Genomic DNA, 22197 nt, shown 5'->3' on the forward strand with positions numbered 1-22197 from the left:
ATTCACCTCAAATATCAGATATCTGTAAGTGTGTCTTTAAAAGACCTGTACTGAGAAATGAGTTCGTAGTTATTATCTTTTATGTATTCGATATCGCCGTTTTTGGCGGCTTCTTCAAGGGCCTTCGCCTTGTCGGATAATTCCATGGCTCCTATCAGCTTGGCAGTGCTCTTAAGGGCATGGACCTTGATGCCATAGTTCTCGATGTCGTCTTTAAAATACAGTTCCTCAATCTCGTCGGCTTTACTGTCTATAGATTCCTTGAACACTTTAAGGGTATCCGCAAACATCGCCATACTTCCCGCATAGCCTATGCCGCTTTCAACATCCAGGATATTTTTGTCCCCAAGTTTTTTGATAGCATCCCTTAATTTCTCGTCTATGACAACTTCCTCTGTTTCTGAAGTATCTGACTCCTGAAGCTTTTCTTTTGGTATGTATTTAAGAAGTGTCTCCTCAAGCCTTGTACCATCCACAGGCTTAGCCATATAGTCGTCAAAGCCCACCTTCAGGTAATTCTCTGCCGCGCCTTCTATGACATTGGCTGTCAGTGCTATGCAGATACTTGAGAAGTTGCTGTTATCTTTATTCTGTCTGATAAACTTAAGGAGCTCAATTCCGTCCATTTCAGGCATTCTGTGATCTATCAGCATTACATCAAAATGCTCTTTGTTGATTTCTTCCAGGGCCTGTCTGCCGCTAGTGCAGCACACCAGGTTGACCTTAGTCTGCTTGAGGAGTCCCTGAAGTACAGTAAGATTAATCTCTGTATCATCAACAGCCAGGATATTAGCTGTAGGAGCTACAAATTTAGGCGTATAAACATCATTTTCTTTTATGGCGTTTTCTATAGCTTCTTTTTATCCTTATTCCTTCCTGGATGTCTGCAGGGTATACTTTGCCCGGAAGATCATAATCATGAAGGTAATAACTAAGGATAACAAACTGTCTATTCTTTCTCTGAGCATCTTCAATGATTTCGTCAAAGGCATCAATACGCAAAGCGCCCAGCTCAGGCTCATATGGGTTGGAATGCAGAATATAAAGAATGGCAAACGCAGGAAAAACAAAGGTCGCCGTTGTATAGGACCTCTGATTATAGAATCCCTGAATTACAATTATCAGAATAGATATAAAGGAAGTGCATAAAAAGGCCGTTACCACCGGTTTGTAAATGCGCTCTCCGTATTTTCTTATCATGTAGAGGATAAGTGATACCAGAATGACGTATTCCATGGCAAAAATGAGGTTATTGCCACTATGGATGTCCATATTTACATCAAAATAGAAGCCAACGCGAGTCAGAGAAGCAACAATATCCAACGCCCAGCCGGCTATTACGCAGACAAGAGCAATCTTGGATATAGTCATCTCCTTTTTCTTGTCTACTTTGAAAAGATTTTCAATATATCTGATATAGAAAAACAGGCTTAGAAATAACGCCAGAAAATACAAACTTCTGAGGGCATAAATAACAAAGGAAGGAACTCCCTGATAGTCCACAGTAAATATGTGGCGAAAAAGATTAACAACGGCAGCAAGAGAAATACAAATAATGGCACCCTTAAAGTCCCTGATTTCCCTTCTGGGCCTTATATATACAAGTCCTAAAAGGAGCGCAAAAATCATTGCTGTACCAAGGACCAGTACATCACCGATTGGAGTGTAACCATAGACATATAGCTCTAACCCGTTCATAGTATTTCCCCTACTTATAAAAACAGACAATACTCCACCATATTCTATATTACACTACAAGGATATGCTTTTTTCGTATTTATGATTAATTTAGTTTCTTTTAAGATTGTCGTTAGATGAGATGAAATTATAGCGGCATAGCTCTGCGACGACCTAGTCCCATCTTGGCTTCGGTAGCATGCTGAACATAAATGTCGGCATTTTCCATGATTCTCTGCTTGTCTATGTCCTCCAAAGGCCTTATTACCTTGGCTGGATTGCCATAGGCCATCATTCCGTCAGGAATAACGGTGTTCTCTGTAACAAGAGCTCCTGCTCCGACAATACAGTTATTGCCAACCTGGGCGCCATTCATGATAATTGCACCCATACCTATGAGTACGTTGTCTCCAACGCTGCATCCATGGACTACTGCGCTGTGTCCTATGGTTACATTATCACCCACTGAGAGTTTGTACTCCTTGTCAACATGAAGGACCGCCAGATCCTGGATATTGGTGCGCTTTCCTATATTGATTTCCTTGGAATCGCCTCTTATAACAGCGTTATACCAGATTCCACTGTCGCTTCCTATGGTAACATCCCCAATTACCTGTGCTCCCGGTGCAATAAATACGCTTTTATCTATTTTTCTCATCTGTGTGGCTCCCCCCCCAACTTTGTTTTCATGTACTATTTTAATATTAAAATAATTAAAAAAAAGACTTGAAAATGACTTATCGCATATAATCTTTTTAGATGTTAATATAATTAATGGGAAATGGTTTATTGGTAATCAGTTTAGAGGAAATTTGTATGACAATGGTCCCACTTGAATTTCAAATAAAGCCCTTTATTCTGCTGATACTGATTGTTAATCTGGTATCTCTTAATATTATATTCTCCAAAACCAGTGAAAATATTGGTAACAAAAGGGAAGTTCGTGCCTTTAAGGGCATGCTCGTCTCCTTTATGGTATATGCACTTGTAGACCTGAGGCTCCTTGTGGGAGATGCTTTCTATACTTCTCTTCCACGACCTTTGGTAAGTCTTATTATATCCATTGGGTTTGGCACCATGTCTTTTTCCTGTTTCTTCTGGTTTATGCATGTAAGTGCGAAGTTAAGAATAACACCAGTTATTATTGGCAAAAAAGCTATCCCCCTGTGGAATATACTGTTCCACATACCGCTTTTTGTTGCTATTCTTATATTGTTTACCCCTCTGCATGTAATTATCTATGTCCTGACAGATACAATTGCTGAGTTTAGGCCCGGTATAATGCTGCTACTTTTGATGGATTATATTTATCTGATCGCTGCTACCGGAATCTCTTTTTACAACAGACGACGGGCCAAGACCAGGCACGAGAAAAGGAAATATGGAAGCCAGTCCATCTTTATCATTTTCTTTACAATCAGCGGAATTTTGATTGGCTTTTTGCTAAATCTCCCGGCCATAGAACTATGTGTTATTCCCGTTGTACTTGAGCTGTTTGTGGAGCTTCAGGACTCCCAGATATATACCGACGCTCTCACTAGGCTCTATAACAGAAGGAGAATGACTGATTTTATCAACGGAGAGTTATCAGGCTGTAGTGCAGAAAATCCCCTGACTATCATGATGATCGACCTGGATTTCTTTAAGAATATCAATGACATTCTGGGGCACGATGAAGGTGATAAGGCGCTTGTAGCTTTCTCCAACGCTCTCAAAAAGGTTCTTCGTTCCAGCAGCGCTGTAGCTGCCAGATGGGGCGGCGACGAATTTGTTGTGGCAGGAAAAGATATTGCTCTTACAGACGAATTTCGTGGCGGACTGGCCAAGGCCTTTGAAGATGATAAAGAACTGGAATATGTACCAATGTTTAGTATAGGAGCATATAGCTGTACTTCATCTGATATAACCCTGGAACAGGCCCTGGTTAACGCTGATGCCGACCTATATAAGGAAAAAGATGAGCATCACAAGGTTGCGGGAGATTTTATTGATAAATTGACAACGCTTAAGAATACATACCAGTACAAATAGGAGTTGATTGTAGATTACAAAATTACTAATTCATTGTTACCAGAAAAAGCCGGATAACATGAGGAAATACCTCTTGTCATCCGGCTTTTTATTAGGAGTATAACGTATGGAGCTTATGATATTCTCTCTCCGAGCCATCCCTTGATATCTGAAACGCCATTAAGCTTCTGGAAGCCGTCTGCGCTCTGAACGATCAAAGTCGGTGCCTGCATTACGTTGTACTTAGCAACAAGTTCGGGATTCTCATCCGCATCCAAAATCTTATAGTTAACGCCTGCCTTATCAAGCATCATTCCTGCAATCTTACAGTTAGGACAGGTCTGAGTCTTGAACAGCATGATTGCGTCATCTACATTAAGAGCATTGCTGTTTGCTTCCTTATTGGATTTCTTAACAGCTGCTTCTACAAAGTTTGCCTCTGTGTGGCTGTGCTTAAGAGTAGAATGGCTGATATCGTAAACCTTTCTATCCTTATATTCCTGTGCTTTACCATCGTTCCAGTTGGCAACAGGTCTGTAATAGCCTGTAATACGGCTGTAAACTTCTGTCTTTTCACCGCAATGAGGACATACTGTCTGCTCTCCTACAAGGTATCCGTGGTTCTTACATACTGAGTATGTAGGAGACATGGTGTAATATGGAAGCTTGTAGTTCTGAGCTATCTTGCGAACAAGGCTTGCAGCTGCCTTCCAGTCAGGGAGCTTTTCTCCAAGGAATGCATGGAATACGGTTCCTGAAGTGTAAAGGGTCTGGAGCTCATCCTGAATATCAAGAGCTGAGAAAATATCCTCTGTATAGCCAACAGGAAGGTGTGATGAGTTGGTGTAGTAAGGTGTTCCATCCATATTAGCTGTAACGATATCCGGATACTCTTCCTTGTCATGCTTAGCAAAGCGGTATGTTGTTGACTCTGCAGGAGTAGCCTCAAGGTTATAGAGATCGCCGTATTTCTCCTGGTAATCAGAAAGTCTTTCTCTCATATGTGTCAGAACTTCCTTGGTAAAGTTCTGAGTGCGCTCATCGGTCATATCTGCCTTGATCCAGTTGGCATTAAGACCAACCTCGTTCATACCGATAAGGCCGATTGTTGAGAAGTGATTAGCAAAGGTTCCAAGATATCTCTTGGTGTATGGGTATAATCCCTGATCAAGAAGCTTGGTTATAACTGTTCTCTTGGTCTTGAGCGAACGGGCTGCAATGTCCATGAGATGATCAAGTCTCTTGTAGAAGTCTTCCTTATCCTTGGCAAGATAAGCGATTCTAGGCATGTTGATAGTAACAACACCGATAGAACCTGTTGATTCACCTGATCCAAAGAAGCCACCGGATTTTTTCCTAAGTTCTCTAAGGTCAAGACGAAGTCTGCAGCACATTGAACGCACGTCACTTGGCTCCATATCTGAGTTAATGTAGTTGGAGAAGTAAGGTGTTCCGTATTTAGCTGTCATCTCGAAGAGAAGCTTGTTGTTCTCTGTCTCACTGAAATCGAAATCACGTGTTATTGAATATGTAGGGATAGGATACTGGAATCCGCGGCCGTTGGCATCTCCCTCGATCATGATCTCGATAAATGCCTTGTTGACCATATCCATTTCTTTCTGGCAATCACCATAGGTGAAGTCCATCTCTTTGCCGCCAACAATAGCATTTAAGTTGCGCAGGTCATTAGGAACTGTCCAGTCCAGAGTGATGTTGGAGAATGGTGCCTGTGTTCCCCATCTGCTAGGTGTGTTAACGCCATAAACAAATGACTGGATGCACTGCTTAACCTCTTTCTGAGACAGATTATCAATCTTAACAAATGGTGCCAGATAGGTATCAAATGATGAGAAAGCCTGTGCTCCTGCCCACTCATTCTGCATAATTCCAAGGAAATTAACCATCTGATTGCAAAGAGTTGACAAATGGCATGCTGGAGAAGATGTAATCTTACCCGGAACTCCGCCAAGTCCCTCCTGGATCAGCTGTTTGAGACTCCAGCCTGCACAATAACCACTGAGCATAGCCAGGTCATGAATATGGATAGCTGCGCTTCTGTGTGCTGATGCAATCTCGTCATCATACACCTCAGACAGCCAGTAATTAGCTGTGATTGCTCCGGAGTTAGACAGAATAAGTCCGCCGATAGAGTATGTAACTGTAGAGTTCTCTTTTACTCGCCAGTCATTAATCTTGAGATAATTGTTGACAATATCCTTGTAGTTAAGGAGCGCAGAATTGACGTTACGAACCTTCTCACGCTGCTTACGATAGAGGATATAGGCCTTGGCAACATCAGTGTAGCCAGCTTCAGACAGCACCTTCTCTACGCTGTCCTGAATCTCTTCCACTGTGATTTTGCCATCTACTACCTTGCTCTCAAAGTCTGAAGCAACTCTAAGGGCAATAAGATCTATAACACTTGAATGATAATCCTTCTCAAGTGCCACAAAAGCCTTGGTTATAGCTGCTGAAATCTTGGAAATGTTAAACTCTGCGATTGTACCATCGCGCTTTACAACTTGATACATAAGAACCCCCTAAAATAGAAATACGTAGAAATTTAATACATAAAACGAAATACCAAACAGTTAAATACATAAGAAAATTAACTATGATAAAGATAACATTAATACAATATCACGTCAATATATAGATATGTCCAAAAAAACGACCACAATATATTGTGGTTTATTCAACTCCCCTTATCTTGGCGGTTGGAACATACTCCCTTGCAATATTCACATAATTCTCCATAGTTTCACGGCTTGGAGCCTCTAAAGTGCAGTCCGGTACTGTGTCTCTGGGTACATATTGCTGTAAAAAATAATTTTTCGCACCGCTAATCCACTTACCAATCTCGTGGAAATCAGTCTCCGCGTGGTATTGCTCCACCACAGTAGTGCGAAACTCGTAATCTATGCGGTTTTCCAAGAGAAGTGATACTGTGCGATTAATTGGATTGAGATTGAAAAACTCACAACCAATAGTCATGGCATACTTGTCCGGAGAATTCTTGATATCCATGGCAACATAGTCGATCAGTCCCGCATCCAGCAGCTCTTTTACCATGTCAGGATGACCACCGTTGGTATCCAGCTTGACCTTGAATCCCATATCCTTGATGCGTCTGATAAATTCAGGTAGTTCAGGGCGAAGGCATGGCTCTCCTCCTGTAACGCACACCCCATCAAGGACTCCTACTCTTTTTGACAAAAAGCTGTAGAACTCCTCTTCCTCCATAACAGGCTCCGCGCTTCCATCCACCAGCTCATAATTGTGGCAGAACTGACACCTGAAATCGCATCCCCCCAGGAATACCGTACAGGCCACAAGCCCCGGATAGTCTAATAATGTCATTTTCTGAAGACCGTGTATTTTCATATGCCCCCTACTTACTCAATACATTTTAGCCGCATTTACTATGATACCACCAAATGGATGTGTTTATGTATTATAATTATTGGTGTTATTTAATAAAACAATAATCTATCGGAGACAAAATGACCTCAAACACAACAATTCTAAAACATAAATCAAGAATTATCGTTCTACTCCTATGCTCATGCCTGATTACAGGATGCGCAGGAGGCACCGGTAATGCCGGAAATAGCGGTGATGAAGGAATTAATTTCTCCGACAATTCTTCCGTTCATAATGCTCAGTCAGCGGCAAATGCGGACAATTCAGCGTCATCCCCGGAGACTAATACATCAGACACCTCTGAATCTGGTCAAGACTCCAGCTCATCTTCAAATCCCGCTGAGGATCCGGCTTTCCCGTTCGTCGCAATTGAAGATTCCGGAATTCGCAGAGAATGTCTTACTCTTATCGACGATATTATAGAGTGTGATGTTATGCACGGCTTCACCAGCGCGCAGCTTACCGTTATTCGAAACGGAAAGATTGTATATGAAGGGACTCATGGCTATGTGAATTCCTACAACCCTGATGGTACGCCCAAGACAGATTCAGCCCGCGTTACAACGAACACTCTCTATGACCTGGCTTCTGTCAGCAAAATGATTGGTGTTAACTATGCCCTTCAAAAGCTGGTTACAGACGGGGAAATCGATATAAACGATAAGGTTGTAAGTTACCTGGGACAGCACTTTGTTGACGATACAATCTACATTGATTACGAAGAAGGGTCTCACGAGCCCCTGGAAACCATAAAAGAGTGGAAAGCAAACCTTACCATTGCTGATCTTCTCAGCCACCAGGGCGGATTTCCACCAAGTCCCAAGTATCACAATCCAACAATCAATCCACAAACTCTGGAATATGATCCCGAGATAGAGAATCCTCTTTATTCCGCGGTTTCTGCTGATAAGGCTGCCAAACAGGCTACGACGCAGGCCATTTGCAAGACTCCTCTTATGTTTGAGTCCGGAACCAAAGTGCTTTATTCTGATGTAGACTACATGATTCTTGGCCTGATTGTAGAAGCCAAGACGGGAAAAGACCTGGATACCTACCTCAAAGAGACCTTCTGCGAGCCAATGGGGCTTACTCATGTCACCTATAATCCGCTTGAAAACGGCTTTTCCAAGGATGACTGCGCTGCCACAGAGCTTAACGGCAATACAAGAGACGGTTTTATTGAGTTCGACGGCATAAGAACCCAGACAATTCAGGGACAGGTCCACGACGAAATGGCCTACTACTGCATGGGTGGAATGTCCGGACACGCAGGTCTTTTTGCAAACAGCGTGGATCTGGCCAAGCTGGGAACTCTGATGCTTGATGGAACCTACGGCGATACCAGATTCTTTTCACAGGAAGTTATTGATCAGTTCACCGCTCCCAAATCCGATGATTACAAGAACTGGGGCCTTGGCTGGTGGCGTCAGGGAGACATGCAAAGGACCAACTATTTTGGCTCCTACGCCTCTTCTAATACCTTCGGCCATCAGGGCTGGACCGGAACGCTCCTTATGATTGATCCGGAAAAAGACCTGGTGATTGCCTATCTGACTAACAAGATAAACTCTCCTGTCACAGATAAGGATGCAAATCCCAATAAATTCAACGGAAACTGGTACACCTCCGCTACCCTCGGCTTTGTTCCTGAGCTGATCTACATGGGAATGGACAGCGACGAAGATATTGAAGATGAGCTTCTGGAATATATAGACGGGCTGGTTGAAACCAGCAAAGAGGCCATCACAGACGACATGCCCGAGGATCATCCCGCAAGAAAAAATGCAGAGGCTAAGGAGTTTTTGTGGGAGTTATATCACAATGAGGGATTCCACTAAAGCAAGCAAATGTCAACCTAATTAAACAATTAGGTTGACATTTGCTTTTTTGATGTGTATTATGAGTTGGAATTGTAAAACACGCATCTACAGCACTATTCGTGAGTTTTACAATCAGATACATTACAACAGGAGATTTGACATGAATAAAAGTATCGCTCAAACCAACACTTCCAGAAAGACTCTGGATCTTACCTATATTGCCTTAGGCGCTGTCCTCATCGCAATATGTTCCTGGATCAGTATCCCGGCAACAGTTCCCTTTACATTACAGACCTTTGCAGTAGCCTTTGTTCTGCTGGCCCTAGGTGGCAAACGAGGAACAATATCCATCGTAATATACATTCTTCTCGGAGCCATCGGTATTCCTGTATTCGCGCAGTTTTCCTCAGGATTTGGCGTTCTGCTTGGAACTACAGGCGGATATATTATAGGTTTTATACTGATGGGACTCGTATACTGGGCATTTACACAGTTTATATCACGTAAGTTGTGGATGCAGGTTCTGGCCTCCGTTTTAGGCCTTGCAGCCTGCTACGCTTTCGGAACCTTCTGGTTTATGGAAGTGTATTCCAGAAACAGCGGTGCAATCGGCCTTTCCGCTGCACTTGCCTGGTGCGTAATTCCCTTTATCATACCTGATCTTATCAAGCTGATACTTGCTGTAGTAATAGCAACAAGAGTATCTTTTGTGATTAAGTAAATCAGCAGAACTCTTCTATGAGGTGTGCGATAAGTCTGTTCTTAATATAGCTTCCTGGCTGAATACCTATGCCTATTATGTAGCTGGAACGCTGCCCTGTCTCCAGGTCAGCAATGTATTCAGTCAGTATTCCGCACACCTTTTTCTTTCCAACGAAAATCCCGTTGGTCTTCTCATCGAGAGTTACTTTCTTTCCTATTTCTTTTTCTATCTGTCCGGAAACTCTGCTTCCTATATCAGAAGCTGTCAGGTATTCGCCGTTCTCGTCTCTTGCGCTGCATATAATGCTAATATATACTCCGCCTTCCGGTGAAGCATAATCGGTTTTGCCATGGCCTACCCCTCTCGTCTGGCGCTTTGCTACGATGACAGTTTGCTCAGATATTCCGGGAATAAGACTTAGCAAGGCAGACATGTTTGTGGAGCCAAGCTCATCAAATACTGTCACGTTCTGAATCTTGGATTTATCCGATAAATATGCAGCTATTCCCTGAAGAGAAATGATATCGCTGTCCTTTGAAAGCATATATCCCTTATTAGGGATTGAATCTATCTCGTAACCTGCTTCCTTCAGCTCATTAACAGCCTTCCATACAGCGTTTCTGGTTACCTTAAGTGAATCTGTGATAACCCTGCTTGAAACGAAGTCTCCCTTATTCTGTTCCAAAAGTTCCAGTAAGCTCTCTCTTGTTCCCACGGATAATCCCCTTTTATACGAATAAATCCCGTCCGTTAGGGCGGGACTCAATATCATTATGCCTCAAGTGTCCAGTAAATACCATAGCACGCTCTTTATCAAGGACATAGTCCTCTCCGAAATGCTCATTTTCACTGTTTCCGCCGGTAACATAGGTGTGTTTATCTATAACCATATCCCAGAAGGCCTTGGCATAGTCAAGATATCGTACCTGGCTGTTATCAGCCTCATACCTTGCCAAAGCGCCGATAAACTTAGGAATAGTGGTATTGGCATGAACATTGTTCATAACATTCTTTTTACCGGATAGCGCTTTTTGCCCTTCATAAAGCTCTCTATAGCTGCCTCATCCATTCCTGCAAGAATTCCTGCAGTCTCTCTGAAACCTGCAAGAAATCTGTCAGCGTCAAGCATAAGCAAATTCTTAACATCGATGTGAAGCGCTTCGTCATAGTATTTGTCAGTAACCTTAACTGCGCTAGGCTTTGCCTCAATCCAGCTACCACTCATTTCCCCAAATCTCCTTATATGCTTTTCTAAAGTAATTTAGATTCAGCTATATAAAGTCTATCACTAATGATTTCCGGTTAAAAGAACTATTTCTCTAATTTAGATATTTTTTTACATATATTTGAGAGCCGCATCATCCGCAACTAGTGTGAAATCGGGATGCAGCTGCAAAATTGAAGCCGGAACTTCCGGAGTTACCTCTCCTGTCAGGGCTCTCTTTAGCACTTCCGCCTTTTTCTCGCCATCCACTACCATAAGGATCTTTTTGGCCTTCATAATGGTGCCAATGCCCATAGTTATAGCCTGTCTTGGAACCATGGATACATCGTCAAAAAACCTCTTGTTGGCCTCTATTGTGCTCTCAGACAGATCAACTATGTGAGTCTTTCTGGTAAAACAGTCCGCAGGCTCATTAAATCCGATATGTCCGTTGGGGCCAAGGCCAAGAAGCTGCATATCTATGCCACCCAGGGCATCAATAGCTCTTTCATAGCTAAGGCACTCACCTTCTATATCCAAATTTGTTCCATCCGGTACATGGACGTTGTTCCTGTCTATATTAACCTTGGAAAAGAGATTCTCATTCATAAAATAGTGGTAGCTCTGGGGATTATCCTCATCTAAGCCCACGTACTCATCAAGATTGAAGCTCTTTACTCCAGCGAAATCCAGATCAGCTTTTTTGTACCACTCAACAAGCTGAGAATAGATTCCAAGCGGAGTTGACCCTGTTGCCAGCCCAAGAACGCAAGTTGGCTTAATAATAATCTGCGCAGATATGATGTTTGCTGCCTTTCGGCTCATGTCATAGTAATCGTGGGCTCTGTATATTTTCATCATGATAAACTCTCCTCTATCATTTTTTAACCGCAGATAGTAGTAAAGGCGCAAACGGCCATTTCAGCCATCTACGCCTATTTCATTTAATTATTTAATGTAAAGCCCTTGAGCTTTAATTCTTCTGCATAAATGCAGGACGCAAAGTGTCCAGGCTCAAGTTCCTTGTACTCAGGAGTAAGCTCTTTACACTTCTCATTGCAGTATCTGCATCTTGTGTGGAAATAGCAGCCACTTGGCGGGTTAGCAGGGTTAGGAATCTCTCCTCTAAGAGGAATTCTCTCCTGCTGATAAGTAGGATCAGCTACAGGTACAGCAGACATAAGGGCCTCAGTATATGGATGCTTGGGCCTTGTGAAAATCTGTTCTGTATCGCCATATTCCACCATCTTACCAAGGTACATAACACCTACTCTGTCGGAGATGTGCTCAACAACAGAAAGATCATGAGAAATGAAGATATATGTAAGCTTCATCTCCTTCTGAAGGTCTTTGAGCAGGTTGATAACCTGGGCCTGAATTGATACGTCAAGAGCTGATACGGCCTCGTCGCAAACAATAATCTTGGGCTTAAGTACAAGAGCCCTTGCTATTCCGATGCGCTGTCTCTGACCACCGGAGAAGGCGTGTGGATACCTCATAAGATACGCAGGGTTAAGTCCTACCTTTTCAGCCATCTCTTTGGCAAGATTGTCCATTTCTTCCTTGGGCATCTTGGGATAGTTCGCCTTAAGAGGCTCCTTAATGATGTCCAAAACGGTCATTCTTGGATCAAGAGATGAATAGGGATCCTGGAAAATCATCTGAATTTCCTTACGGATGCCCTTCATTTTCTTTTTATCAACCTTGAGGAAGTCCACTTCCTCTCCGGCTTCAGTCCTATAGAATACCTCTCCCTCAGAAGCGTCGTAGGCACGAACAATGCATCTACCAAGAGTAGTCTTACCACATCCGGACTCACCTACGATTCCGATGGTTTCACCCTCTCTTACGGTAAAAGAAACATCGGTAACAGCCTTAACTGTTACATTTTTAGAGGTAAAACGCTTGTGGAGATGTCTTACTTCAAGAATATTATCTTTTTCCACGTTTCTTACCTCCTTCCTCTACAGGGCCTCTTGCTGCCTCTTCTGCAAGTCTCTTCTCAACTTCCTGTCTGTGAGCCTGACAAGCAGGATTACTGCAGTTAAAGCATGCAATCTTGTGGCCCGGCTCGATTTCTACAAGCTCAGGCTCTGCCTTATCGCAAAGGCCTTCAATTCTGCAGTCGCATCTGTCATAGAAGCCGCACTGCTTGGGCAGATTCATGGCAAGAGGTACTGTTCCCTCGATAGAGAAGAGTCTTTCGTCCTTTCTGCCACCAATCTTGTGTACAGAACCAATCAGTCCCCTTGTGTATGGGTGCTGAGGATTTGCATAAATTGTCTTGGAATCGCCGGTTTCTACGATTCTTCCAAGGTACATAACCGCTACTCTGTCGCACATCTTGGCAACAACGCCAAGGTCATGTGTGATGAACAAAATAGCCATGTTGAACTCCTTCTGGAGTTCCTGCATAAGCTCAAGGATCTGAGCCTGAATTGTAACATCAAGCGCTGTTGTAGGCTCATCTGCAATAAGAAGCTTTGGGTTGCATACAAGAGCCATGGCAATCAGTGCTCTCTGAAGCATACCGCCTGAGAATTCATGCGGATACTGATTGTATCTCTTTTCAACGTTGGCAATACCAACCTTTCTCATAACTTCCAGCGAGATCTCTTTGGCCTTCTTCTTGTCCTTGGTAATGTGAAGAAGAGTTGCCTCTGTAATCTGGTTACCGATGGTATACATTGGAGAAAAAGCTACCATTGGCTCCTGGAAGATCATGGAAATCTGTTTACCCCTAATATTACGGATTTCTTTTCCCTTAGGATCCATCTTGATGATATCAACCTCAGTATCATCCTCATTTCTGAACATAATCTCTCCATGAGGAATGCACTTCTTGTCGTTGATTGCAAGAATAGACTTACATGTAATTGACTTACCGCAGCCTGATTCTCCTACAAGTCCCAGGGTCTCACCGCGCTTTATTTCAAAATTTACGCCTCTAACCGGAGTCAGTGTTCCTTCCATCATCTTGATGTCTATATGAAGGTCCTTAACTTCCAAAATATTGTCTTTTTCCATAGAAAACTCCTAATAATAATTACTTGTAAGGATCTGCTGCATCTCTCATTCCATCGCCCAGGAAGTTGAATGCCAAAACAGTTATTGTTACAAAGATAATTGGAATCAGCTTGTGTGGGTTGGCAGCTACGTCTGTAACTGAGCTTGCCTCCTGGAGAAGTACTCCCCAGCTGGTTGCAGGTGACTTAATTCCAAGTCCAAGGTAGGACATTGATGTCTCACCAACGATTGATCCAGGAATACCAAGGGTAAGAGATACGATAAGGTAACTCATAAAGCCCGGTACCAAATGCTTCCAGATAATCTTCCAAGTAGAAACGCCTGAAATTCTGGCAGCCATTACATAGTCCTCATTCTTGAGGGACAGGAACTTACCACGTACAACTCTGGCCATTCCGGTCCAGTTAATGAAGGACAGGATAATTGTCATGTAGAAATACATCTTTACAGTAGAGATTCCGGCAGGAATAGCTGCTGAAAGAGCCATCCAAAGAGGAATCTGAGGAACAGCACCGATAACCTCGATAATTCTCTGAATTATCATATCGATCCAGCCACCGAAATATCCTGAAATTGATCCAATCGCTACGCCCAGGAAGAAACTGATAATGGCGCTGGCAAATGGGATTGAAAGCGAAATTCTCGCTCCCAGTAATACTCTGGAAAAGATATCTCGTCCAAGAGAATCTGCTCCAAACAGGAATATCTTGGCTCCTGTTCCGCCCTTAGAACCTTCGCTTACACCAAAGAGGTGAAGATCACAGGGGAAAAGACCTAAAACCTTGTATTCTGAGCCATGTACAAAGAATTCAATCTTATAATACTCGGAAAGATCAGGCTCAAGGCTTACTTCAAAGGTCTTTTTATTGATAGTTTTCTCAAGCTTGTAGACATGTGGTCCTACATGCTGATCTTCAAATATTGTGTAAATCTTGGTTGGTGCAGAGTTTCTGTAAAGGCCATCGAACTCATCCAGTCCGTATGGTGCAAGAAAATCTGCAAACAAAGCTGAAATGTAAAGTACTGCCAGAATGATAAATGAAACCTGAGCCAGCTTATGCTTTTTCAGCTTTCTTGCCATCAGTGTCCACTGGGAGGCAAGATAATAATCTTCTTTTGATTTGAGCTTCTTAGCCATTATCTGCCACCTCCTGAGTAACGAATTCTAGGATCAAGGAATGCAAGGGCAATATCAGAGAACAGAACACCGATAACAACCAGCACTGCCTGAACCATAACGATGGCACCTGCAAGGTACATGTCCTGTGACTGAAGAGCCTTATAGAGCACCGGTCCCTGAATCTGCATGTTCAGAACCATAGCTGTAACAGTTGATCCTGAGAAAAGACTTGAAAGGACTCCGCCAAGTCCTGAAACTGTAGGGTTGATAGCTGCTCTGAAGCAGTATTTCATAATGATCTTGCCCTCAGAAACACCCTTAGCTCTTGCTGTAAGTGTATACTGCTTGGCAACCTCATCAAGCATCTGTGCACGCACGGAACGAATAATTCCGCAAGTTCCGCTGGTACCGATAACTATGATAGGAATGATCATTCTCTTTAAGAAATCACCGAAATTGTATAAATGAACGCCGTTTTTAAGCATCTCCTGTGTAAAAAGACCTACGTTAGCATTTCCGGTCCATTTATAGGATAGATACATCAGCACAATAGCCAAAATAAAGTTAGGTATTGCAGTTCCAAGGAAACCAATAATAGCTGAGATGTAATCTCCAACCGAATACTGGTGTGTACTAGCGTAAACCGCTATTGGAATTGATACCAGATATTGGAACAACATGATAATTGCCGTAACACCTATGGTAAGACCGAGCCTGTCGTTAACAACGCTCCAAACATCACGGCCATAGGCAAATGAATACTTCCAGTTGTGATGTGAATGATACAGTCTGTAATAAGCAGTATCTGAAGGTGTCCAGATAATATCCTTAACCCACTTAATATATTGCTGCCAAACCGGCAGATCCAGTCCGTAGTCCTCTCTCATTGACGCAGCATAATCCGCATCAACCAGCTCTCCTTCTGTTGCCAACGCAGCAATATGCGCAGAAACATAATCCCCCGGAGGAAGCTGTATTACGAAGAAAACAAGTATTGAGATGAGCAGCAGCGTAGGAATAAACCACAGTACTCGCTTAACGATGTACTGCACAAGATCTCTTCTAAAGAACTCTTTAACGTTCTCTACAAAGCTGTTTTTGCTTAATTTTTCCTCCATCGATAAATCCCTTCCTATTGCGTTAGATTTTAAGAAAAAGAAGATTCTTTTTCTTAAAAATGCCGAAGACGTGGAAACCCCCTCACGTCTCCGGCAATAATAATTCAATAAATTATATAACTTGCGTTATTTTTAATTACTCTGCCTTAAAAAGAACTTCATAGTGTGTCATGTTTGCATACTGATAGCAGTCAGCAGATACAAGGTTGTCTGCATAATTGTGAAGCTTGGATGTAATAAGCTCGAAGTAACCTTCTGCCTTGAGGTAAGCAATTGACCAGAGGTTTTCCTTGTGGATCTTGTAGATCTCAGCCTGGTAATTGTCTCTCTCTGTCTCGTCTGATGTAAGTCTCCACTTGTCATAGAGTTCTACAAGCTTAGCAAGATCTCCAGTAGGCTCAACACCCTGAGCACCCTTAGTTGCATAGTATGTACCATATTCGCCATACCACTCAGCTGCCTGTGCGATAGGTACAAATGGAGCTGCTCTATCCTTAAGTGAAGCTCCACCGATAGCTGTATGAGGACCCATAACTGCTGTCCAGTCATTGTTATCGATTGCTTCGTCAAATGCTGAAACTTCAAGGTTCTTAAGTGCACAGTTGATACCTACTGCCTTGTAGTACTGCTCAAATACAGGATATGACTCGTCAGCACCGCCGTCATATGCAAGGAATGTTAGCATAAGGTCTGAACCGTCAGCAAACTTGTAGAATCCGTCTGATCCCATTACAAGACCACATCCCTCAAGGAGGCTCTTAGCCTTCTCTACGTCATACTCAGTCCACTTTGCTTCCCACTCAGCATCGTATCCAACGTTTCCTTCTGCAGGGCAAGCCTGACCAGGCTCAAGGAATCCGTCTGTAAGAAGTTCAGAAACCTGTTCTCTGTCAACACAAATTGACATAGCCTCACGAAAATCTTTGTTAGCAAAAAGATCTGCATAATTCTTGTCAGGATTTGTATAGTTGAAAGTTACCTGATAGCTACCCCAGCTTGTTGATCCCCACTCACGAAGAGAAGCAGAATCACCAAGATCTGAAAGTGTTGCTGCAATATCTTTCATTGCAACTGCAATAACATCGATTTCTCCTGAACGGAACATAAGAAGATCCTGTCCGTCTTCTGAAGTCTGATTAAAGTGAAGTGCATCAACGTATGGAAGCTGGTTACCAGCTGCGTCAACCTTCCAGAAGTAAGGGTTGCGGTCCATGATGCAAAGTGTATCGTCCTTGGAGCTGTTTCCAGGAACTGTTGAAAGAACAAATGCGTTAACTGTAGGAACTCCTGATACATTCCAGAAGTTGTAAGATACTGCCTTACCAAGATCCTTAACAGTAGCTGCGTCGATGTTCTTCTTCTGAGCGTTTGCAAGAACTTCTTCTTCAGAAAGTCCTGTAGACTGCCAATACTCGTTCTCTACATAAGGATAATCCTCTGAATCAGGAATGAGATCGCTTAAGTAATGAGCAGGAGCCCAGCACCATTTGAAATCACCGTTCTCGATGAAGTCTGCAGGATATTTAGGATTAACGAATGTCCATGTTACTGTGTAATCGTCTACCTTCTTAAGTGTTGCCCATGCGTCCTCACCGTCAACTTCTTCCTTAAGAGCTACCCAGCTCTTCTTGCTGTCGTAGTTGGTAAGGTGGCACATGTAATACCAGAATGTAATGTCATCAGCTGTGAAAGGCTCACCGTCTGACCACTTCATTCCTTCTCTAAGATTGAATGTCCAAACTGTGTAGTCATCATTGTGCTCAAATGACTTGATAACGTTTGGATAGTAAGAACCATCTGTGTTGTATCTGATGATTGACTCAAGAGATGGTCTTGAAAGTCCCCAGCTTCCGCCTGCTGGTCCCATGTTGATAACCCCGCCATAGGTACCGATCTCAAGCTGAGCGCCTGTAGCGTCTACAGTCTCTACAAATACATTATCTGTATCAGGCACTCTCTCTTCTACTGCAGGAAGTTTGCCGGCTGAAACCTGATCTGCAAGGATAGGAGCTTCTGCATAGCCTTCTACCTTAACCTCCTCAGTGTTGGAAGCTATATCCCCTGTCTGAGCTGCATCTGTAGCCTGTTCAGTAGCCTCTGTAGCTGTTGTGTCGCCGTCAGTATTAGTTGGTGTTGCTGCTCCGCCACAACCTGCAAGCATTGTAATTGCGGTTGCAGTAGCCAAAACCAGTGATACTGCTTTTGAGTTAATTTTCCTTCTCATAATTCCTCCTTTTTCGCTTTTGCATATACCTCACGATATGATTATTTTATCAAACCACCAATCCGCTAAATAGCCGATTTTTTTGCTCATTTGCAAAAAACATTGCATTTTTTGTCATTTGGAAAACTGACTTCGCATATTTCTGATGGTGATGGTGTGATCAAAACCTGTGTAATCAGTAAAATACACTGTTGAAGATCCGGAATTGGTAAGCTCGGAATCCTCTTTTCCCTCCATAAATCTGTGAGTACCGAAAGCAGGTCCCACGATCAGAGTATCCTTGCTGTTTGAAAGCTCAACATAATCATCCTTGGCGATGATTGTCTCATTTCCCTTTAGAGTTGTTGCCAAATGTCCGTTTTCCATGAAGTTTGCGCCGGTAAGTGACATCTCGATTCTCCAAGGTGCACCCTCTACGCCACTGGTCTTAACTCTTACATCAATTCCGTCCTTTTCAGGGCTCTCTTTTACCCAGACATCAATATCCATGTCAGGGCCCATCTTCTTGTCTCTGGCTGCATTATCCATCTGCCACCAGTCATTGGTCTCAGGGATTTTATCAGCACTCCAGGGCAGATAATACCAGCCGTGCATGGTCTGATGAAGATGAAGAGATCCATCCTCTTCTTCCATGGTCTCCGACTTAAAGGCTCTGTGCTCGCAGAAGCTTCCTGCCACCTTCATTTCCAGCTTGATCGTGCCATTATGGAAATAAAGGAAATTGGACTTTCCATTCATAACTGTATAAGTGTATCTTCCGGTCTTATTTCTGGAGATACCGGAATTTTTATAAAAGACCTTATAATCAGGATTCTTGTATAAGCCAGCGTGCTCTATGTTTCTCCATTCCGGATACCACATGAAGTAGATAAGGCAGTCCGGACCATGAAGATTACGTCTCTGGCATATATCTATAATATAATTTGCCATCTCATAAAATTCAGAAATACCGTGTCTTTGTGCCATTAACATGTACTCTGTGTAGTAATCTGTAGGGTACATGAGCCTGTCCTTGTCAAAACGTGTGGAATTTGCGGTAAATACTGAGTCGTCAGGCTCCCAGTAATGAAGCATCATCTTGAGATTTCTTATTACATGCTGCTCATAGGAAGCATCCCCTGTGGCCTCAGCCAGCGTAATCATGGCATCGTTGTTGACTCTGTTATAATTTCCGGCAGATTTCTCTGCATATTCTCCGTCTTCATTGCAATCAATGCCTTCAGCAAGATACTTCTCGGCGCATTTTTTCATTTCTTCATCGCCGTAGATCTTGTAGCATTCCATAAGAGTTGATGCAATTGCCCATCTGTGGTTTGGTGTATGGAAACCACCTGTTATTATTCCTTTAGCGGCCCTGCCTATGATTCCGTCGATGATTCGGAAGATTTCTTCCTCTCCGTCATTTCTCTTTTCCCCTCTTATATCTCTTAGGTAAAAGAAATATGGCATGAGCTTCTTGATACAAAATGCTGTATCAGGTGCTGAGCTGAAGTTGCAGGTTACATAGTCAAAAAGTCCGCTATCAAGCTGCATTTTCTCAGTAAAACGAAGGCCCGCAATAATTCTCTTATAAAGCCTCTCGTCTCCGTATAGTTCACTGTCTCTGTTGCAGAAAAGAGCTATCATTGAAGCGGTTCTGTATATTGTGAACTTGGCATCCAGGATATGATTGTCATCCAGGAATGCGCCACAGTTCTCATTCTTTTCATCCATGATCTGTCTGCACATGGACTCATAAACCAGTTCCTGTGTATCCTTCAGAATAAATTCGTAATGCTTTTCCATTTCTGTCCTCCGTCACATCTTGTAAATAAGCGCAGCACCGATTATTCCTATGTCTCCGCTGTCTGAGATACCCTTTGACAGCATGATCTCAGTATTCTTACTGCTGTTTCTGGAATAAATTCCCTTAGCTACAAGCTTCTTAAGATCATCAAGATAAAGATCCGCAGCCTTGGTAATACCGCCGCTAAGAGTCAGCACATCAGGCTGGAAAATATTGATTATATTAATGATTCCTTCTGATAAATAGAAAATATATTCCGAAAGAATCTCTTTTGCCACCTTATCACCACTTCTGACGGCCTCAAAGAATATCTCACCATTAAGCTCTTCTCTGGAAGAAACTTTACTGCTAAGGCAGCTCTTTGCACCCTCTGAAGTGTTCATTGCATCCCAGGCCAGATTCATGAGGCCTTCCGCTGAAGCGTAATCCTCAAAGCAGCCCTTTCTTCCACAGTTACAGTCAACTCCGTCAAAGTTGATTGTCATGTGGCCAAACTCAGCTGCCGCATAGTTGCAGCCCCTAAGCACCTTGCCGTTAATGATAACTCCGCCCCCGATTCCGGTTCCGATAGTCATCATGACGAAGTTCTTGGCGCTGTAGCCACCTGTTATATACTCACCAATAGCAGCCGCATTAGCGTCATTGTCGAAATAAATCTTGTCTGCAAGGCCCTCTCCCACAACCGCCTTAAGCTCATTAAGAAAAGGAACATCCTCAAAGCCAAGGTTATTTGCATATAAAACCTTGCCAGACTCAGGATCAAGGGTTCCCGGAACCCCTACTCCTATGGCTGTAACCATCTCAGGCTTAACCAGAGCTGATTCCATGAGATTTTTTATGAGCTCTGCTAAAGCCTTTATCATCTGGGACGGATCCTGAACATCTTTAGTTTTTATGGATTTCTTTTCCACTATCTTGTAGGATTCATCCACTATTCCGGCGGCAATGTTTGTACCGCCTATATCTATACCGATTCTGAACATCTCAACCCCTCAAATCTTTAATATTTCAAGAAGGAACAACATAGCCAGGGCCTGTCCGTAAGGCATTGGCTTGATTTCAATTCCCTTATAGAAGTCCTTGGACTCTCTGCCCATTGGTGTTCCGTAGGATACCTGATTAACTGTTCCGTCAGGATCAATGAGCTTCATCATTGGCCCTAAGGCCTTCGTACCAACTTCTCTGTACTTCTCATCAATAAGGCCAAGGCGAACACCCTTTAGAATTCCATATGCAAAACCACAAGTTGCTGAAGCCTCAAGATAAGATGACTCATCATCCACCAGTGTGTGCCACATTCCGCCCTTATCCTGGAATTTTTCAAGAGCCTTAACCTGCTGAAGGAAAGCCTCTGTAAGGAACTTTCTGTCAGCGCCTGTAACGCCTGAAATCTCGATGTATTCAGGAATTGCTATTGTAAACCAGCAGTTTCCTCTTCCCCAAAGCGCCTCTGCAAAGTTGTGATGTCCCTCAAAGGTCCATCCATGGTACAAAAGACCTGTCTTGTGATCCACAAGATATTTAATATGAAGAAGGAACTGATATCTGGCTTCCTGTCTGTATTCGTCGTTATCCTCAATCTCACCCATAAGAGCAAGGAACATAACTGTCATGAAAAGAGTGTCATCCCAGAGTTCTCCGGTATTCTCGCTATCTGAAGTTCTATGCTGAATTCCGCCCTCTTCTGTTCTGGCAAATTCGTGCATGATGGCCTCAGCCCACTCATGACATACTTCCTTATATTTAGCATCTCCTGTATCCCTTAAAAGAAATCCCAATGTAAGAAGAGGTGCGCAGGTGTTAACATTCTTGGCTGGGAGCCCAAGGGATATTTCCTTGTCATAAAAAGACTTAAGGAAGTCCAGATAGTCTTTTCTGTCGAGCTCATAGGCAAGCTGATAAAGGCCGTATAATCCAACGCCCTGAGTCCACTCCCAATGCTGATATCTCGAAACATCATCCCCGGCCAGGTTCTTGGTTTTCATATTCTCAAGGAACTGTTCATCATCCTCATACAGAAATTTCTGAAAGCTCTCTGCAAGAACCTCAAGCATGGGCATGATCTGATTTTTTTTTACTAACATT

At 43.0% G+C, this 22197-nt stretch carries 20 protein-coding genes; 3 read left to right on the plus strand and 17 right to left on the minus strand.

The annotated features are described in order from the left end of the window. Positions 1-14: 14 nt before the first annotated feature. The 3 genes from G613_RS0113670 to G613_RS0113680 all read right to left on the minus strand — a co-directional run bounded on the left by G613_RS0113670 (position 15) and on the right by G613_RS0113680 (position 2335). On the minus strand, positions 15-851 hold the full coding sequence (locus G613_RS0113670) for a response regulator (RefSeq protein WP_081647903.1): 837 nt from the start codon (positions 849-851) through the stop codon (positions 15-17). After that, a complete protein-coding gene (locus G613_RS0113675) occupies positions 826-1698 on the minus strand; it encodes a hypothetical protein (RefSeq protein ID WP_029233154.1) in 873 nt (290 codons plus the stop codon). Before G613_RS0113675 ends, G613_RS0113670 begins: the two co-directional genes overlap by 26 nt. Before the next feature lie 127 nt (positions 1699-1825). Then, complete coding sequence (locus G613_RS0113680) at positions 1826-2335, minus strand: gamma carbonic anhydrase family protein (RefSeq protein WP_029233155.1); 510 nt, start codon at positions 2333-2335, stop codon at positions 1826-1828. A 158-nt stretch (positions 2336-2493) separates the two neighbouring features. On the opposite strand from G613_RS0113680, the gene G613_RS18785 reads away from it, so the two are divergent. Next, positions 2494-3708, plus strand: a complete 1215-nt coding sequence (locus G613_RS18785; protein WP_029233156.1) for a GGDEF domain-containing protein — start codon at positions 2494-2496, stop codon at positions 3706-3708. A gap of 113 nt (positions 3709-3821) precedes the next feature. Here the strand turns inward: G613_RS18785 and G613_RS0113690 are convergent, their stop codons facing one another. Next, the gene (locus tag G613_RS0113690; protein ID WP_029233157.1) at positions 3822-6218 is read right to left on the minus strand and encodes a ribonucleoside triphosphate reductase; all 2397 of its coding nucleotides are present in this window, start codon (positions 6216-6218) and stop codon (positions 3822-3824) included. 160 nt (positions 6219-6378) lie between these two features. Next, the gene (locus G613_RS0113695; RefSeq protein WP_029233158.1) at positions 6379-7071 is read right to left on the minus strand and encodes an anaerobic ribonucleoside-triphosphate reductase activating protein; all 693 of its coding nucleotides are present in this window, start codon (positions 7069-7071) and stop codon (positions 6379-6381) included. Positions 7072-7190: 119 nt separating this feature from the next. On the opposite strand from G613_RS0113695, the gene pbp4b reads away from it, so the two are divergent. Both pbp4b and G613_RS0113705 read left to right on the plus strand, forming a co-directional pair. Next, positions 7191-8948: a penicillin binding protein PBP4B gene (gene pbp4b / locus G613_RS0113700; protein ID WP_029233159.1), complete on the plus strand. Its 1758-nt coding sequence runs from the start codon at positions 7191-7193 to the stop codon at positions 8946-8948. Between the two features lie 142 nt (positions 8949-9090). Continuing rightward, positions 9091-9651: a biotin transporter BioY gene (locus G613_RS0113705; RefSeq protein WP_029233160.1), complete on the plus strand. Its 561-nt coding sequence runs from the start codon at positions 9091-9093 to the stop codon at positions 9649-9651. A 1-nt stretch (position 9652) separates the two neighbouring features. On the opposite strand, the gene G613_RS0113710 is transcribed toward G613_RS0113705, so the two are convergent. The 12 genes from G613_RS0113710 to bglB form a co-directional block, all read right to left on the minus strand. Then, positions 9653-10348, minus strand: coding sequence for a biotin operon repressor (locus G613_RS0113710; RefSeq protein WP_029233161.1), 696 nt, complete (start codon positions 10346-10348; stop codon positions 9653-9655). Between the two features lie 13 nt (positions 10349-10361). Further along, complete coding sequence (locus G613_RS0113715; RefSeq protein WP_029233162.1) at positions 10362-10637, minus strand: beta-L-arabinofuranosidase domain-containing protein; 276 nt, start codon at positions 10635-10637, stop codon at positions 10362-10364. Further along, positions 10634-10858: a hypothetical protein gene (locus G613_RS0113720; RefSeq protein WP_029233163.1), complete on the minus strand. Its 225-nt coding sequence runs from the start codon at positions 10856-10858 to the stop codon at positions 10634-10636. The genes G613_RS0113715 and G613_RS0113720 overlap by 4 nt, the downstream gene beginning before the upstream one ends. Positions 10859-10969: 111 nt before the next feature. Next, the gene (nagB, locus tag G613_RS0113725) at positions 10970-11695 is read right to left on the minus strand and encodes a glucosamine-6-phosphate deaminase (RefSeq protein ID WP_029233164.1); all 726 of its coding nucleotides are present in this window, start codon (positions 11693-11695) and stop codon (positions 10970-10972) included. Positions 11696-11781: 86 nt separating this feature from the next. Continuing rightward, positions 11782-12783, minus strand: coding sequence for an ABC transporter ATP-binding protein (locus tag G613_RS0113730; RefSeq protein ID WP_029233165.1), 1002 nt, complete (start codon positions 12781-12783; stop codon positions 11782-11784). Beyond that, the gene (locus G613_RS0113735) at positions 12770-13864 is read right to left on the minus strand and encodes an ABC transporter ATP-binding protein (protein WP_029233166.1); all 1095 of its coding nucleotides are present in this window, start codon (positions 13862-13864) and stop codon (positions 12770-12772) included. Before G613_RS0113735 ends, G613_RS0113730 begins: the two co-directional genes overlap by 14 nt. A gap of 19 nt (positions 13865-13883) precedes the next feature. Further along, a complete protein-coding gene (locus tag G613_RS0113740; RefSeq protein ID WP_029233167.1) occupies positions 13884-15002 on the minus strand; it encodes an ABC transporter permease in 1119 nt (372 codons plus the stop codon). Beyond that, positions 15002-16102, minus strand: a complete 1101-nt coding sequence (locus G613_RS0113745) for an ABC transporter permease (protein ID WP_029233168.1) — start codon at positions 16100-16102, stop codon at positions 15002-15004. The genes G613_RS0113740 and G613_RS0113745 overlap by 1 nt, the downstream gene beginning before the upstream one ends. A gap of 136 nt (positions 16103-16238) precedes the next feature. After that, positions 16239-18326: an ABC transporter substrate-binding protein gene (locus tag G613_RS0113750; RefSeq protein WP_029233169.1), complete on the minus strand. Its 2088-nt coding sequence runs from the start codon at positions 18324-18326 to the stop codon at positions 16239-16241. Positions 18327-18440: 114 nt separating this feature from the next. After that, complete coding sequence (locus G613_RS0113755) at positions 18441-20111, minus strand: hypothetical protein (protein WP_029233170.1); 1671 nt, start codon at positions 20109-20111, stop codon at positions 18441-18443. 12 nt (positions 20112-20123) lie between these two features. Continuing rightward, positions 20124-21095, minus strand: coding sequence for an ROK family protein (locus tag G613_RS0113760; RefSeq protein WP_029233171.1), 972 nt, complete (start codon positions 21093-21095; stop codon positions 20124-20126). Positions 21096-21104: 9 nt separating this feature from the next. Next, entirely contained in the window at positions 21105-22196 is a 1092-nt protein-coding gene (bglB, locus tag G613_RS0113765; protein ID WP_029233172.1) for a beta-galactosidase BglB, read from the minus strand. Between the last annotated feature and the right edge of the window lies 1 nt (position 22197).

Source organism: Butyrivibrio sp. VCB2006, assembly GCF_000420945.1.
Taxonomy (GTDB): Bacteria; Bacillota; Clostridia; order Lachnospirales; family Lachnospiraceae; genus Butyrivibrio.

Coding starts and splice junctions, on each gene's coding strand:
- G613_RS0113675 (WP_029233154.1), bottom strand. CDS start 1,698: ATGAACGGGTTAGAGCTATATGTCTATGGTTACACTCCAATCGGTGAT.
- G613_RS0113680 (WP_029233155.1), bottom strand. CDS start 2,335: ATGAGAAAAATAGATAAAAGCGTATTTATTGCACCGGGAGCACAGGTA.
- G613_RS18785 (WP_029233156.1), top strand. CDS start 2,494: ATGACAATGGTCCCACTTGAATTTCAAATAAAGCCCTTTATTCTGCTG.
- G613_RS0113690 (WP_029233157.1), bottom strand. CDS start 6,218: ATGTATCAAGTTGTAAAGCGCGATGGTACAATCGCAGAGTTTAACATT.
- G613_RS0113695 (WP_029233158.1), bottom strand. CDS start 7,071: ATGAAAATACACGGTCTTCAGAAAATGACATTATTAGACTATCCGGGG.
- pbp4b (WP_029233159.1), top strand. CDS start 7,191: ATGACCTCAAACACAACAATTCTAAAACATAAATCAAGAATTATCGTT.
- G613_RS0113705 (WP_029233160.1), top strand. CDS start 9,091: ATGAATAAAAGTATCGCTCAAACCAACACTTCCAGAAAGACTCTGGAT.
- G613_RS0113715 (WP_029233162.1), bottom strand. CDS start 10,637: ATGAACAATGTTCATGCCAATACCACTATTCCTAAGTTTATCGGCGCT.
- G613_RS0113720 (WP_029233163.1), bottom strand. CDS start 10,858: ATGAGTGGTAGCTGGATTGAGGCAAAGCCTAGCGCAGTTAAGGTTACT.
- nagB (WP_029233164.1), bottom strand. CDS start 11,695: ATGAAAATATACAGAGCCCACGATTACTATGACATGAGCCGAAAGGCA.
- G613_RS0113735 (WP_029233166.1), bottom strand. CDS start 13,864: ATGGAAAAAGACAATATTTTGGAAGTTAAGGACCTTCATATAGACATC.
- G613_RS0113740 (WP_029233167.1), bottom strand. CDS start 15,002: ATGGCTAAGAAGCTCAAATCAAAAGAAGATTATTATCTTGCCTCCCAG.
- G613_RS0113745 (WP_029233168.1), bottom strand. CDS start 16,102: ATGGAGGAAAAATTAAGCAAAAACAGCTTTGTAGAGAACGTTAAAGAG.
- G613_RS0113750 (WP_029233169.1), bottom strand. CDS start 18,326: ATGAGAAGGAAAATTAACTCAAAAGCAGTATCACTGGTTTTGGCTACT.
- G613_RS0113755 (WP_029233170.1), bottom strand. CDS start 20,111: ATGGAAAAGCATTACGAATTTATTCTGAAGGATACACAGGAACTGGTT.
- G613_RS0113760 (WP_029233171.1), bottom strand. CDS start 21,095: ATGTTCAGAATCGGTATAGATATAGGCGGTACAAACATTGCCGCCGGA.
- bglB (WP_029233172.1), bottom strand. CDS start 22,196: ATGTTAGTAAAAAAAAATCAGATCATGCCCATGCTTGAGGTTCTTGCA.